Origin of the sequence: Sphingobacterium sp. Lzh-3, from assembly GCF_046764375.1 — a bacterium.
Classification (GTDB): Bacteria; Bacteroidota; Bacteroidia; order Sphingobacteriales; family Sphingobacteriaceae; genus Sphingobacterium.
This window is the reverse complement of the sequence record NZ_CP177226.1, coordinates 343,371-359,362: the sequence shown is the minus strand read 5'-3', so window position 1 is coordinate 359,362 and position 15,992 is coordinate 343,371. Positions and strand designations below refer to the sequence as shown.

The following is a 15,992-nucleotide window of genomic DNA, read 5'->3' as shown; positions in this document are numbered from 1 at the left end:
TAAGTAAAAGAAATAAGGGACTGTCTTTGACAGTCCCTTATTTCTTTTACACAATAGACCTACTAAAGTAACCGTGATCCCGCAGGACATCGTTACCTACAGGATATGCTGTTATTTAAGTACTTCCGCAAGCTTGGCATCCAACTGCTCGTCTGAACCGCCATTGCCCCCACCATACCGTCCGATAATAACACCTTGCGGGTCTATTAACACTTTTGTTGGTAACGAACTGACACCATACCCCTTCGTTACATCTTGGCTCAGATCAAAATTTGTTCCATCAAATTTTGCCCCACGCAAAACATGTTTCCAAATGCCAATCTCATCTTGTTCAACTGCCTTGTGCCACTTTTCAGGCTTGCTGTCATCGTCTGCAATCCCTATGATTTCAAAACCTTTACTTTTATATTGCTGATACAACTTAATAAGATGCGGATTCCCTTTGCGACAGGGCACACACCAGCTAGCCCAGAAATCCAACAAGACATACTTGCCTCTGAAATCCGACAAACTTAGGGCCTTGCCCTCGATATCTGTCGTGCTAAATACGGGAGCAGTCTTGCCAACAGCACCACTTCGGCTTTCCGCTAGTTTTTCCGAAATGTCTTTTCCAAAACGACTATTTTGCACTTCTTTGGAAAAACCAGCAAACAACTTTTCCGTTTCTTCCAACGATAGGTTGTTCATCCTGAACATCAGCAAATAAGGACTTAAAAAGGACTGTGGATGGCTTTTAATAAAGGTCATATCAATCTGGGCTGCTCTTTCATTAAAAGGCTCAAATTGATTCTTGATGCTGGCAGCCTCTTCACTAAGTAGCTTTACTTTCTTTTCTAAAGCTTCTAGTTCTCGCTCAGCACGACTATACTCCTTATTTTTCGCAGCATAAGCCTGACTAATGGGCTCCATTCCTTTTCTGATAGCTGACTTTTCGAGTTCCAGCTGCTTGTGCTCAGCATCCAATTTTGATCCTCTCAGCGTATAGTTTTTTAGATTATCATCTTGAAACTCCAATTTCATTTTGGTCGGTTCCAAGTACATTTGTGTATAATCACCCTCAGCTGCGCGCTCGGGATGTGGCGATCGGGTCAAAAATACCAGGGTAGGCTCCGTCAACGTGCCTTTAAATTGAAAATGGTTTTTGAGAACCGAAGCACTATCAGTTACTTGTTTACCTTGACCATCCATATAAAAAAGGTAAAGCTTTTCGGTTGTCCCGGTTTTAAGTTCGCCATCGAGAACAAAATTTTTCTGTGCCATTCCCATCATAGGAACTACCATAAGGGCAGCTATTTTTAGTATATGTTTCATTTGATTATTCCTTTATTTTTATGTTGCGCTAATTTTACAAGTCCACTAACTTTTACCACCCATACCCAGGATTTTGATCTCCAAACGTTGGATTTTTTTCATATTCTGAATAAGGTACAGGTAGGATATACTGCCATCTCGCTTTCATATTACCATTCAGTTGTTTAATCGTATCAAAAGGTAAACGTAACAAGGCCATCCAGTCCGAACCGTCCTCTGCAACGAGACTTCGCATGAGTTCTCTAAAAACTTCCGTAGTCAACTGCTCTCGCGTATTCATTGCATTTAATGCTGTAAAATCCGTAATGCCAGCTTTCGATTTGACCATTTTAAGTAGGTCCCGGACTTCTGTCAAGCTGCCATTCGATTTGGCAAGAGCCTCAGCCTTCAGTAAATAAGCTTCGGTCAAACGAAATACAAACTTAGCTTCCGCTTGTCCGCCGGAATGTTTCTTAAAAACCTGACGTTTGGTTACTGTGCCAATCATCCAGTTGGCCCTTGGATCATTCTTTAAGAGATCCAATAAAAATGGCGTTGCATTATAATTATAATTAGCGCGGAAATAGTACTTTTCCATTTCTGCAATTTGGTTAGCAAAAGCTTTTGTACCAAGAATCACCTCTTTACTAGCCAACCCTTTTGTAGAAAAAAGGTCCTCAACATGGGCTTCAAGGGCATATGGGGATTGTTCAATGAGTTGATTCGCCAATGTAATGACGGCAGTATAATCAGCGGGAGCTTGTCGTAACATCAGGACCCTCATTTTCAGCAGCATGGCAGCCCATTTGGTTGCATAGTAGTTTGGATTATTCTCTGGCGCATTTGCTATTGCGTAATCAATATCGTCCAGGATAAACGCGTAACTATCGGCAACATTTTTACGAACAGTAGCTATAGTCGATACCGTAACAGGTTTTGTACGTATCATGACCCCGAATTTGCTACTGCTGTCAAAAAATTCGCCATAGTATGCTAATAACTTAAAATTGGCATAGGCGCGTAAAAACCGGGTTTCTCCAAGTATCTCCGTACGTCTGCTTCCGCTAAATTTCTCTTCACTCAATGCTTCAAGGCCCGCTATCACGCCGTTGGCAGCATTCGCAAGTTTATAATTTCCGCTCCATATCGGCAGAACTTCGCCATTATCCTTTGCGGTCATCGTATGCATTTCAGGGCGACTGGGCCCCTGATAATTTTCAATGAGACCTGCGAACTGTGCCGGAAGTATTTCATGCGACGGTGCCCAGGTAGTCCCAGGTAGACCAGTTGTCCTGTTTTCAGTTACATTGACAAATAAATAATACACCCCATTTAATGCAATTTCTGCACTCTTTTGATCCACAATGACATTGTCGTCAACTTTTTCCTGTGTCGGTAACGCATTTAGCGTCTTGTCACAGGATGTATTCATTCCTATTAATGCTGCTAACAGGAAATATAGTAGAAAGCTCTTTTTCATTCGTTTAATTTATTTTCTTAAATCAGCTTTATGTTTTAAAAACCAAATCGTAGTCCAAAGGAAAACATCCTATTCGCTGGGTAGGCAGAAATATCGCGCCCACCACCAATGACTGACGTAGGATCATCAGAAACCTCGGGATCCATTCCCGGATAATGCGTAATTGTAAAGAGATTTGTAGCCGAGACATAGGCCGAGCCACTTCTCAACTTTAATCCATTCAGCAAAGATTTTCCAAAATTATAAGACAAGGTAATAGACTTAAGTTTGAGATAGGATGCATCGAACACATTGACATCTGCTAATGGTCTAAACTGTGCCGTACCGTAAAGCAGCCTTGGTCTTGTCGCCGTAGTATTATTCTCATTGTATCTTCCCAATACGCTCACACCTCGATTTGCCAAATTATCGGCGGAGCCATTAGCAATATCCGACTGATAGATCAAATCATTACCATAAGAAAATGTAAATAGTGTGGTCAGTCCGAAGTTTTTATAATTGAGTGTGTTGGTGATACCGCCAAAAAAATCCGGCGTTGCATTACCTATAATATCCTGTTTGTAAAAAGGTTCACCTTCCCCGATGCCATTGGGGTCTAATTTATATTTCATATCCCCCACTCCAATGTAATATTCCATGTACTCTAGGAAAGGAAAACTTTCTTTATAAGCCTTAAGCTCATCCGCAGTTCGGATCAGGCCATCGGTTACATACCCATATAACAAACCTAACGATTCGCCTTCCTTAACAATACTTGTCCCTAGATTTAATCCATCACGATCATTGGGGTTCGAAAACGGTCCACCATTGATATTTAAGACCTTATTCCTATTCTTCGAAATATTGAGGGCCAAATTCCAATTGAAATCTTGTTTTCTAATCAAGTCACCCCGAATATCAAACTCTAGCCCCCGATTACGAATTTTAGCAATATTAAGCACCACATTCGAATAGGCAGAGCTAGGCGCGGTTGTAATATTGAGCAATAAACCGTCCGTAATCTTTTCATAATATCCGATGGATCCCCTTAATCTTCCTTTGAAGAACGCATAATCCAGACCGGCATCTTTCTGAGTGGTCGCCTCCCACTTAATTTTGTCATTACCCAACTGTGTCGGAATAAATGCATTTTTACCGGCATAACTTACTGGCGAGTATAAGGTTCTATAAAGATTACTTCCAATATTCTGTGTCCCCGTTTTACCTGCGCTGACGCGAATTTTCAGCTCGTCTATCCAAGGGACGCTTTTCATAAATTCCTCTTCCGAAATTTTCCATGCTACAGCACCTGAAGGAAAATAGGCTGTCTGATTTGCAGGAGCAAATTTGGATGAACGATCAGAACGACCTGTGAATGTAAAGAGATAACGGTCTTTCCACGTATAATTAGCACGCAAATAGAACGATAACAACGCATTCGTTTGTGCAGGGCTACTCCCCTTAACAGCTACTGGAATCGCAGCGGAATTTAAATTGTTCAGAAAATTATCATCCGGATAACCAGCGCCGGAAGCCGAGAAAAAATTCATCTTATAATTTTCCCATGATGTCCCAATCAATGCATTCAGACGATGGTCTTCATTAAATTGTTTGTCCCAGGTTAATGTGTTTTCGATGAATGTATTGATCGATTCGGTATGAGCCTGACTTCCTGTCCCCCCGTTTGAATCCCCAGCACCATAAAAGCCACTCATCATCACATAGCTGGGCACATAATTCAATTGATTATAAGTGCTATAATTGATTGATCCCACCGAGCGCCATTTCAGCTCGGGCAAGATATCCCACTCTGCGGCTAAGGAGCCCAGCAACATACCCGTCTTTCCCTGATTGATCCCCGAGGCCATTGCCAAAGGGTTTTGATAGCCCTGATATGCCGCATGCAATAAGCCAAAGTTGGAAAAAGTACCATCAGCATTGTAAGGGGACTCTGTTGGCGGTGCAAACAGCGCCTGCGTATAGGCTCCATTTGTAATATGATTTGTCGTATAGCTATAATCAACATTGGTATTCATACGAAAGCGCGGGGCAATCGTCGCATCCAAATTTATTTTACCCGACAGTCGATTAAAGTCTGTGCCAATAATTGTTCCCCGTTGATTATTATAAGCTAAGGAAGTATAATACTTTGTATTCATGCCCCCCCCACGCACCGATAAATCAGCATTCTGAAGGATCCCTTTCCGTAAAACCAAGCCTAGCCAATCCGTATTGTTATTTCCGAAAAACTTAGGATCGTTTTCAATGGCTGTAGGTGTCGCGCTCGGCGGAAGCCCCATATTACTCCTTGCTATATTGAGATTATGGGCTGCCTCCTTCATAATCATCTTGTATTGATCTGCATTGAGTATCTTTTCCTTAAAAGGAGAAGTAAGCCCCGTATAATAATTAAAGTCCAAAATTGGTTTACTCTCTGCAAGGCCTCTTTTTGTGGTAATAATAACTACGCCATTCGCTGCCTTGGACCCATAGATGGCGGTCGCGGAAGCATCTTTAAGAATATCTATGCTTTCGATATCATTGATATTTAAGCCTGCCAAGCTATTGAGCCCCCTGTTAAAAGATCCCGATACCATACTGCCCATATCATCGCCGTAATAACTTTCCATCGGATTAACAACTTCTGCACTGCTCGACACATAGCGATTTTGCACATTGACAGGTATGCCATCAATAATATACAGGGGTTCATTTGTGCCCAACAGTGAGGCACCCCCGCGGATTCTGATGCGTGCTACAGCACCGGGCGAGCCATCCGATTGTACCACCTGTACCCCAGCAGCCTTACCAGACAAAGCCTGATCAATACTCGTAAAGGGTACATTCTTTATTTCCGAAGGATTTACAGAAGCTACAGAACCTGTTAAATCACTACGTTTTGTTGTACCATACCCTACGACGACGACATCATTAATCACGTTATCCGCGACCGTCATTCTAATTAATACATTTCCTGCTTCAACCTTTTGTTCGACAGTACGGTATCCTATACTAGTGGCGATCAGTATATCCCCTTTTTTTGCTGCAATCCGAAACTCACCCTGCGACCCACTACTGGTCTGTATAGTCGCCTTTTCTTTTACACGAATTGTAGCACCCGCCAGCGGTTTACCATTGGCATCGACAACGATACCACTTACACTTTGCTGCTGCGCAGCTGTTGGCTTTTTGGCTACCACGACAATCGACTTTCCTTCCATCAGGTAGTCGAGGTTCTGCCCTTCAAAAATTGTGTTGAGCGCTTCCTTTATTGTTGCTTTGTTGAGATCCACGTCAACAGATCCAGCCTTTTTGGCAAGTTCCCCCGTCAGGATATAGTCGTATCCAGTCTGCTTTTTAACCTCTTCTAAGATCTGCGATAGCTTACCTTGCCGATGTAGCGTAATAGACTGTCCGCTGGCCAAGCTAATTCCAGGAAAAAAAGATGGAACGATAAGGTACATTGCAAGTGCGCCCTTTCTAAGCATCCGCCCAACAGGGGGGCTTAATGGACTTTCAGTCCATAAATTAGGTAACTGTTCTTTCATAGTTAGTTAGGTATAATGAGATTAGGTACTTACGTCTATTCAACAATCAGCGTTTTCTCTCCTTGACTGCTCATGGTAACGCGAAATGTGATATTTGAAGTTTTTTTCAAGAGTTCCAAAACATCGGCAAGACTATTTTTACGCGAGACGCTACCGTAGAATGTGACATCGGGATAGCTCTTTTCATATTTTATATCCACATTGTACCAGCGCGAGACCTTATCGAGCACGCTCTTCAGGGATTCGTTCTCAAAGACAAAATCGCCATGGATCCAGTCGAGTTGAATGGTATTCTCGAAAGGCTCGACATCGACATCCTTTTTATTGCTATCCCAAATAGCCTGATACCCTGGCTTCAATTTGACGGTCCGATTCTCCCGCTGATACTTTACCACAACACTGCCTTCCACAAGCGCTGTTTTGGTCAGCATTTCTCCAGCATAAGCCTGTATATTGAAAATAGTGCCCAATACCTCCACATCCTGCTCAACGGTATGGACGACAAATCGTTTCTTATGCCCATTTTCCATCAATTTAGATACATGAAAAAGCCCCTCTCCGATCAACTCTACCCTACGGATTTCCTGACTGGCCAAATCCTGAGAGAAGCGTAGCGTTGAACCCGCATTAAGGGTAACTTCTGTACCATCCGGTAATTTTAAGTTAATTGTACCACCTTTAGGCGTTTCGATCTGATTGATGACCGCTTGGCTCAAATTGCTGTTAGCCGCCACATACTCAACCCGGCCATCCTGGTTTTTTATCACATTGCAATTACCAACCCGTAAGATGGTTCCTGGTTTCAGTTGATCAAGATCGACTATTTGACCATCAGCAAGACGGATCAATGCCTGATCTCTTGCGGGCATTACTGTTTCTGCAGCTATCTGATGTTGGCCTTCGGCTCCGATCTTCCCATACCAATGGTATACAGCCAATCCAGCTAAAAAGAAAACCAATAAACTTGCAGCAATCCAATAATGAACTATACGTCTTCTGATCGTTAACAAACTCCGGTGTGCAGCACCAATTCCAAGTTCCTCGTGGATGCTACCGAGCAATTTATCCCGAATATCTGCTTGATGATATTGTGGATTTTCCTCGAAAAACGCCTTATCTTCCGATTGTGCGTACCAATGGTCCAATTCATGCTGCTCTAAAGCATTTAGATTCCCTGAGAGAAACTTCTCAAAAAGCTCTTTTAATCGTTGATAGTTGTACATTTGGTTAGCCTGTTTATAGATAAGTCGTACGAAAGAGGTCAAGGTTCTATTCAAAAAGTATTTTTTTTGAATATTTCTTTTAAAGACCTATGATTGACTGCTAAAAGAACTTAGCCGATGGATGTATAGATGAAATCGACGCCTATTTGGAGATAAAAATCGTGGCCAACAGACAAAATAAAAAGTCTGTTTTCATCTCTTTTCGTAAGATAAACAATGCTTTATGGATGTGTTTCTTGACAGTGCTTTCGGAGATATTCAATTGCTGCGCAATCTCTTGGTGAGACTGATGTTCAAAGCGGCTCAAGTGGAATACTTCCTTACATTTTTCAGGCAAAGTATTGATTATACGAACCAACTTTTCATTTGTTTCCTTAATTTCTAATAAGGCGTCGGGAGAAGGGACATCTTGACTTGTAAAAGACTGCCAGGTATCCATTTTTTCCGTCTGACGCATCATCTTCCGGTAACGGTCAATGACTTTATATTTTAGGGCGGCAAGAAGATATCCTTCCAAAGTCGTACGCACTTGAACACTCTCCCTGTTTCGATATAGATCCACAAATAACTGTTGTACCAGCTCCTGCGCCTCATCAGCATCTCCCAGCTTACTATACGCTGCATCCAGTAATCTATTCCAATAGCGATGATAGAGACAATCGAATGCGTGTCGGCTATTATCTTTCATTGCCAACAATAAGTCTTGATCACTTTGTCCCTCTTTGTTTTTCACGGTATGTTTCTCTATTAAAAACAAATGAACATAATTTTATATAATACTCCAAATGCGAATACAATTTGGGCATATCTTAAAAAATATAGCATTAAAAAATAGGATTATTTACGTAGCGTACTGAGATTAATTCATGTTATCGCCACTGTAAGGGAAGAGTTCATATAAGCTAAGGGACTAAAAATCTGAAAAAGGGATATGCTCGTATCGGATATGCAGTGATGGGTAGTTGCGGAACAGCTACCGATGGACCGGGCTCACCGACGGTCCTGTGCTGCGATAACCGATAGGCGGAGGATAGGCAGTGATGGTCAGTGGCCGAAGTGTAATGGCCATGGAAGTACTTAAACGAAAGAAGCCCTTGACTGTTTCCAGCAAGGGCTTCCGTGTAAAAAAAGGCACCGACCTACTCTCCCACCTGTTACGGCAATACCATCGGCTCTGGCGGGCTTGACTGCTCTGTTCGGAATGGGAAGAGGTAGACACCGCCGATATAGGCACCTAAAAATCTTTATTGGATGATCTATGATATTCATATCATGTTTTTCATGCCAACTGACATATGTATTGAAAGAGGTTCGTTTCCTGTATGTTTCAAAAATTAAAGAGGAAGACAACAGTGTCTGTCTGCTTGAGAAAGCTTCGGGCTATTAGTACCACTTGGCTTTGGTCTCTCAACCTTTACACCTATGGCCTATCAACGTAGTCATCTTCTACGACCCTATAAGGAAGTCTCATCTCGTGGCTAGTTTCGCACTTAGATGCTTTCAGCGCTTATCTATTCCAGACGTAGCTACCCTGCCGTACACCTGGCGGCATAACAGGTTCACCAGAGGTCTGTCCAACCCGGTCCTCTCGTACTAAGGTCAGATCCACTCAAACTTCCAACGCCCACAACAGATAGGGACCGAACTGTCTCGCGACGTTCTGAACCCAGCTCGCGTGCCACTTTAATGGGCGAACAGCCCAACCCTTGGGACCTTCTCCAGCCCCAGGATGTGACGAGCCGACATCGAGGTGCCAAACCTCCCCGTCGATATGAGCTCTTGGGGGAGATCAGCCTGTTATCCCCAGCGTACCTTTTATCCTTTGAGCGATGGCCCTTCCATACAGAACCACCGGATCACTATGTCCGTCTTTCGACCCTGTTCGACTTGTCGGTCTCACAGTCAAGCAAGCTTATGCCATTGCACTCCACGTACGGTTACCAAGCGTACTGAGCTTACCTTTGAAAGCCTCCGTTACCTTTTTGGAGGCGACCACCCCAGTCAAACTACCCACCAAACAATGTCCTCCCCATAAGGGAGTTAGAAACCGAATACAGAAAGGGCGGTATTTCAAGGTTGATTCCATGACTCCTGGCGAAGCCACTTCAACATCTCCCGCCTATCCTACACATCCTGTACCCAATCTCAATGTTAAGCTATAGTGAAGGTGCATGGGGTCTTTCCGTCCCGTTGCGGGTAATCGGCGTCTTCACCGATACCACAATTTCACCGAGCTCATGGCTGAGACAGCGCCCAGATCGTTACACCATTCGTGCAGGTCGGAACTTACCCGACAAGGAATTTCGCTACCTTAGGACCGTTATAGTTACGGCCGCCGTTTACTGGGGCTTCGATTCAATGCTTCTCTTGCGATGACATCCCCTCTTAACCTTCCAGCACCGGGCAGGTGTCAGGCCTTATACTTCATCTTGCGATTTTGCAAAGCCATATGTTTTTGTTAAACAGTCGCCTGGGCCTTTTCACTGCGGCTGCTCTTACGAGACAGCGCCCCTTCTCCCGAAGTTACAGGGCCATTTTGCCGAGTTCCTTAGCCATGACTCACTCGAGCACCTTAGGATTCTCTCCTCGACCACCTGTGTCGGTTTGCGGTACGGGTCTTCATAACCTGAAGCTTAGCGGGTTTTCTTGGAAGTCTGTTTACCTGCTCTATCAGCGCCACCGGAGCTTTGCTGTACTATTGGGTTTCAGCAGGGTCGGCGGATTTGCCTACCGTCCCTATACCTACGCCTTTCAACGAACTATTCCGTCAGTTCGCGGCAGTGTCACTACTCCGTCACCACATCGCAGTTATGAAGAGTACTGGAATATTAACCAGTTGTCCATCGGCTTGCCCCCTTCGGGTGCGCCTTAGGTCCCGACTGACCCTGATCCGATTAACGTTGATCAGGAAACCTTGGTCTTTCGGTGGGCGGGTTTCTCACCCGCCTTATCGTTACTTATGCCTACATTTGCTTTTCCATAACCTCCACAGTTCATTGCCAAACTGCTTCTCCGGCGATGGAATGCTCCCCTACCAGATGTACATCTTTCAGTACAAATCCATAGCTTCGGTACCGTTCTTGATGCCCGTTTATTATCCACGCCCGGCCGCTCGACTAGTGAGCTGTTACGCACTCTTTAAATGAATGGCTGCTTCCAAGCCAACATCCTAGCTGTCTGGGCAACCGGACCTCGTTAGTTCAACTTAGAACGGATTTGGGGACCTTAGCTGATGGTCTGGGTTCTTTCCCTCTCGGCCTTGGACCTTAGCACCCAAAGCCTCACTGCCGGCTATATTTGATAGCATTCGGAGTTCGTCTGGATTTGGTAGGATTTGACTCCCCCGCACCCAATCGGTAGCTCTACCTCTATCAAACTCTACGCCGACGCTGTTCCTAAAAACATTTCGGGGAGTACGAGCTATTTCCCAGTTTGATTGGCCTTTCACCCCTACCCTCAGGTCATCCGGAAACTTTTCAACGTTTATCGGTTCGGTCCTCCATTACATGTTACTGCAACTTCAACCTGCCCAAGGGTAGATCACAAGGTTTCGCGTCTACCTCATCTGACTATGCGCCCTATTAAGACTCGCTTTCGCTTCGGCTGCGTCCCTGAAGGACTTAACCTTGCCAGACAAGAGTAACTCGTAGGCTCATTATGCAAAAGGCACGCTGTCACAGGACCTGCCTGCTCCAACCGCTTGTAAGCACACGGTTTCAGGTTCTTTTCACTCCCCTGTTCGGGGTTCTTTTCACCTTTCCCTCACGGTACTGGTTCACTATCGGTCTCTCAGGAGTATTTAGCCTTACCAGATGGTGCTGGTGGATTCCCACAGGATTTCTCCGGTCCCGCGGTACTCAGGATACCACTATGTCAACATTCTTTACCTGTACGGGGCTCTCACCCTTGTCGCGCAGTTTCCCACCTGCTTCCAGTTCATAGCGCTGTACAATGTCGTGGTCCTACAACCCCGACCATGCCGTAACATGATCGGTTTGGGCTCTTTCCCGTTCGCTCGCCACTACTTGGGAAATCATTGTTATTTTCTTCTCCTACGCCTACTTAGATGTTTCAGTTCAGCGCGTTCGCGTTTTATACGACTATTCTTCAAATAGTCAGGTTGCCCCATTCGGAAATCTCTGGATCAAGTCGCATTTGCCAATCCCCAAAGCTTATCGCAGCTTATCACGTCCTTCTTCGCCTCTGAGAGCCTAGGCATCCCCCGTGTGCCCTTATTTACTTTCTTCACCGGCATAGCCTTTTGCTACTATGCGGCTGCTTTTGATATATATACCCGTATGCTACGTAAAGATTCGTTCGGCATTCACCGAGGGTCTCCTCTCTACATCGAACACATACACGTATTGTCTCTATACTGTTGTCTTCTCTTGTAATTTTTTTCTCTTTCAATATGTCAAAGAACTCTTTTTCCGGTATATATGAAGTATATCGCTATACACTTCCCCGGAGACGTGGAGAATAACGGATTCGAACCGTTGACCCCCTGCGTGCAAGGCAGGTGCTCTAGCCAGCTGAGCTAATTCCCCAAACGTTTTCGTAGTCCCGAGCAGATTTGAACTGCTGACCCCTACATTATCAGTGTAGTGCTCTAACCAACTGAGCTACGGGACTAGCTTATCTTGTTCATCTCTTTCTCTCGGTCCTGCTCCCTTAGGGGCGGGCACTTTCTTCTGATGTTTTTTTCTTCTGCAATCATATGTAACGTGACGAGCACCGATCTTCGATACTCTAGAAAGGAGGTATTCCAGCCGCACCTTCCGGTACGGCTACCTTGTTACGACTTAGCCCCAATTATCGGTTTTACCCTAACACGCTCCTTGCGGTAACATGCTTTAGGTACCCCCAACTTTCATGGCTTGACGGGCGGTGTGTACAAGGCCCGGGAACGTATTCACCGCGTCATTGCTGATACGCGATTACTAGCGAATCCAACTTCATGGGGTCGAGTTGCAGACCCCAATCCGAACTGTGAATGGCTTTTAGAGATTAGCATCATATTGCTATGTAGCTGCCCGCTGTACCATCCATTGTAGCACGTGTGTAGCCCCGGACGTAAGGGCCATGATGACTTGACGTCGTCCCCACCTTCCTCTCTGTTTGCACAGGCAGTCTGTTTAGAGTCCCCACCACTACATGCTGGCAACTAAACATAGGGGTTGCGCTCGTTGCGGGACTTAACCCAACACCTCACGGCACGAGCTGACGACAGCCATGCAGCACCTAGTTTCGTGTCCCGAAGGACGAGTGCGTCTCTGCACTCTTCACTAACTTTCAAGCCCGGGTAAGGTTCCTCGCGTATCATCGAATTAAACCACATGCTCCTCCGCTTGTGCGGGCCCCCGTCAATTCCTTTGAGTTTCACCCTTGCGGGCGTACTCCCCAGGTGGATAACTTAACGCTTTCGCTTGGACGCTGGCTGTCTATCGCCAACATCGAGTTATCATCGTTTAGGGCGTGGACTACCAGGGTATCTAATCCTGTTCGATCCCCACGCTTTCGTGCATCAGCGTCAATACCAGCTTAGTGAGCTGCCTTCGCAATCGGAGTTCTAAGACATATCTATGCATTTCACCGCTACTTGTCTTATTCCGCCCACTTCAAATGGATTCAAGCCCATCAGTATCAAAGGCACTGCGATGGTTGAGCCACCGTATTTCACCCCTGACTTAATAGGCCGCCTACGCACCCTTTAAACCCAATAAATCCGGATAACGCTCGGATCCTCCGTATTACCGCGGCTGCTGGCACGGAGTTAGCCGATCCTTATTCTTCCAGTACATTCAGCTAGATACACGTATCTAGGTTTATTCCTGGACAAAAGCAGTTTACAACCCATAGGGCAGTCATCCTGCACGCGGCATGGCTGGTTCAGGCTTCCGCCCATTGACCAATATTCCTTACTGCTGCCTCCCGTAGGAGTCTGGTCCGTGTCTCAGTACCAGTGTGGGGGATTCTCCTCTCAGAGCCCCTAGACATCGTCGCCTTGGTAAGCCGTTACCCTACCAACTAGCTAATGTCACGCGAGCCCATCTCTATCCTATAAATATTTAATCAACTGAACATGCGAACTGTTGATGTTATGCGGTGTTAATCTCTCTTTCGAGAGGCTATCCCCCTGATAGAGGTAGGTTGCTCACGCGTTACGCACCCGTGCGCCACTCTCACCATCTTCGAGCAAGCTCTCCGATGGATCCCGTCCGACTTGCATGTATTAGGCCTGCCGCTAGCGTTCATCCTGAGCCAGGATCAAACTCTCCATTGTAAAATGAAGTTTTTGATTCCAACTATTTATAATAATCAGAATTCTTTTTTATATCTCTGATCTTGGATCGAATTGAACGAATTACTTGAATTTGTTCATGACTTTCGTTTGTCTACTCGTCACGCTTACATGATTGTGTTTTCTTAAAGAACTTTGTCGCTTCAACTTCCGTATCCGCTTTATTCCGATGGGCATTGCGCCACTCTTTATCGTTTTGTTTTTCCCTTCGTTTCCGTTGGGACTGCAAAGGTAGAAATCTTTTCTGAACTTCCAAAAAATTTTTTAAGTTTTTTTTCTTTTCCTTTTTTTTTGATTTCCGCGTTTAAAATAAACTGAACGGGATTTTAGATCCTGCCAGACTTCTCTTAAACCCTTCTTTTTTCATGGTTTCCTTTTTCGTGGTAACCGTCCCTCCCTTGCGGAGTGGTGCAAAGATAGGGAGTTTAGGAACAAACTTCCAAGCCTTTTGTTCTTATTTATTTCATTTTGTTCTTAACTGCCTGTAACGGTGCGAGATTCTTTTTGTAAAACAGGTGACCGGAAGGCTGGAATGGCTGATCCGGCCGCCAGATTGGGCCTTCGGAGAACCTCAGGTCATCCTATAGCGTATGGAGGCAGGCTTCGCACTGGATCCATTATCCTTTTCGTTCAATTTTTGTTAATAATTAGCAGGGGGTTAGCAGGGGTACAACCCCTATTAACCCCCTGTTAAATCGGTGCTATACTGCTGTTAATTACAAATCAGGATACGATCAAAATAGATGCATTCCGGTCGCAGGGTCTAGTTAAGCCCTAACGAAGTCTATTTAAGGCCAACTCAGGATGGAATCAAGACCTAACCACCACCAAACCGTTTTTGAGCTACCGTCCTAGAAATAACAAAGAATAGCCGAAAGACGCTGGGTAATCAGATTCTCAAAGAATATGATCTCTTTTTGTTTTTACACAATCGATTGATTTCCTCAACACTATTTTTTATAATCAATTAATTACTTATTTTAACCTGACCAATAAACTTAAAGAAATATGAGGGCCATCATTCTCTTATTAGCCATGCTGTCGATTTTGAGCAAAATAGACGTTAAAGGCCAAAATCTTATTTATGCAAAAGATATTCCAACTGAAAAGCTTAGGATAATCCCCGAAACAACGCAAGGTGGCACAGTTTCCGAGCTGTTAACTGACCTTGAATATATTCCACTAAAAGGAACCAAGAATCAGCTCCTAAGCGAGGTCGTTGAAATGAACTGCAACGCAGATCGCATAGGAATATTAAATTCAAAAGGTGAATTTTACCTCTATGATATCCGCGGCAATCTGTTGAAAATTATAAATAGTGTAATCGGTCAAAAAGAAGAAAAAGAAAAATGGGCTATGCTCTTCCACAATATTCAATTTAATGAACATGGATTTGAGCTATCACATGCGTACATCAAGGCTCGCTATGACCTCAATGGAAATTTTATTGATACCATCAGTAACAGCAACAACAAGTGGGACTATGCGACACAAATCGCTACTAAGAAGTGGACATATTATTCCCCAGACTTAGGTGATCCCAAAATTAAAACAACCGACGCGCTAAAACTCGGAGATAGCGTCATTGTAAAATATGAAAAACTGGACTCCGTACTGATCTCTTATGGCATACATCAGCCTTTAAGTCCAAACATCAATAATAAAGCCTATGCAAGCTTTGATTATACAACCAAATTATTCGAATTGGATAGCAACGGGGTTTCGAAAATCTACCAATTTGTCTTTCCCCTAAAGAATACAGTCAATCTAGATGAACTCCGAAAGATAAAGGATTATACAAATTACATGCATTATTACAATGCGCATCGCGAGGAAATCCGGACATTGGACAAAGTCGTTAATTATAAAAACTACCTCATCGTGGAACTCAAAAAATCAGATAGTTTTTGGATTGCCCTAAATCTGACGAATAAAAATATAATCGGACTAACAAATATTCTCCCCGACAAAAGCAACGACTACCTCAAATTTATGAGCGGAGATCTCCTAAGTAGCAATGGCGAATACCTCTTCTCGTTCCTTTCACCAAGTGACATCCGTATTGCCATCAGTAAATCAAAGGAAGAATTCCATCCCATCAGCGAACGGCTCAAAGCCCTGGAAAAATCCAACAACCCTGTATTTGTCCGATTCAAACTTAAATAAGATCC

Annotated in this window: 7 protein-coding genes, 2 tRNA genes and 3 rRNA genes; 1 reads left to right on the top strand and 11 read right to left on the bottom strand. The window is 44.3% G+C overall.

What is annotated here, in order from left to right:
* Nucleotides 1-111: 111 nt before the first annotated feature.
* The 11 genes from ACLCDV_RS01425 to ACLCDV_RS01375 all read right to left on the bottom strand — a co-directional run bounded on the left by ACLCDV_RS01425 (nucleotide 112) and on the right by ACLCDV_RS01375 (nucleotide 14,077).
* A complete protein-coding gene (locus tag ACLCDV_RS01425) occupies nucleotides 112-1,311 on the bottom strand; it encodes a redoxin domain-containing protein (protein WP_411972755.1) in 1,200 nt (399 codons plus the stop codon).
* A 52-nt stretch (nucleotides 1,312-1,363) separates the two neighbouring features.
* Nucleotides 1,364-2,770 (bottom strand): RagB/SusD family nutrient uptake outer membrane protein, encoded by a 1,407-nt coding sequence (locus ACLCDV_RS01420; protein ID WP_411972754.1) that lies wholly within the window; start codon nucleotides 2,768-2,770, stop codon nucleotides 1,364-1,366.
* Between the two features lie 35 nt (nucleotides 2,771-2,805).
* On the bottom strand, nucleotides 2,806-6,297 hold the full coding sequence (locus ACLCDV_RS01415; protein WP_411972753.1) for a TonB-dependent receptor: 3,492 nt from the start codon (nucleotides 6,295-6,297) through the stop codon (nucleotides 2,806-2,808).
* A 35-nt stretch (nucleotides 6,298-6,332) separates the two neighbouring features.
* The gene (locus ACLCDV_RS01410) at nucleotides 6,333-7,574 is read right to left on the bottom strand and encodes a FecR family protein (RefSeq protein ID WP_411972752.1); all 1,242 of its coding nucleotides are present in this window, start codon (nucleotides 7,572-7,574) and stop codon (nucleotides 6,333-6,335) included.
* Nucleotides 7,575-7,662: 88 nt separating this feature from the next.
* On the bottom strand, nucleotides 7,663-8,253 hold the full coding sequence (locus tag ACLCDV_RS01405) for an RNA polymerase sigma-70 factor (protein ID WP_317668739.1): 591 nt from the start codon (nucleotides 8,251-8,253) through the stop codon (nucleotides 7,663-7,665).
* 393 nt (nucleotides 8,254-8,646) lie between these two features.
* Nucleotides 8,647-8,758: ribosomal RNA gene (gene rrf, locus ACLCDV_RS01400) — 5S ribosomal RNA — on the bottom strand.
* A 126-nt stretch (nucleotides 8,759-8,884) separates the two neighbouring features.
* A 23S ribosomal RNA gene (locus tag ACLCDV_RS01395) occupies nucleotides 8,885-11,766 on the bottom strand.
* Nucleotides 11,767-11,993: 227 nt separating this feature from the next.
* Nucleotides 11,994-12,067, bottom strand: a tRNA-Ala gene (locus ACLCDV_RS01390).
* Nucleotides 12,068-12,078: 11 nt separating this feature from the next.
* A tRNA-Ile gene (locus tag ACLCDV_RS01385) sits at nucleotides 12,079-12,152 on the bottom strand.
* Nucleotides 12,153-12,273: 121 nt separating this feature from the next.
* Nucleotides 12,274-13,803, bottom strand: a 16S ribosomal RNA gene (locus ACLCDV_RS01380).
* The 16S, 23S and 5S rRNA genes sit together here with 2 tRNA genes alongside, the layout of an rRNA operon.
* A gap of 112 nt (nucleotides 13,804-13,915) precedes the next feature.
* Entirely contained in the window at nucleotides 13,916-14,077 is a 162-nt protein-coding gene (locus tag ACLCDV_RS01375; RefSeq protein WP_201670127.1) for a hypothetical protein, read from the bottom strand.
* Between the two features lie 752 nt (nucleotides 14,078-14,829).
* On the opposite strand from ACLCDV_RS01375, the gene ACLCDV_RS01370 reads away from it, so the two are divergent.
* Nucleotides 14,830-15,987: a hypothetical protein gene (locus tag ACLCDV_RS01370; protein WP_411972751.1), complete on the top strand. Its 1,158-nt coding sequence runs from the start codon at nucleotides 14,830-14,832 to the stop codon at nucleotides 15,985-15,987.
* Nucleotides 15,988-15,992: the final 5 nt, after the last annotated feature.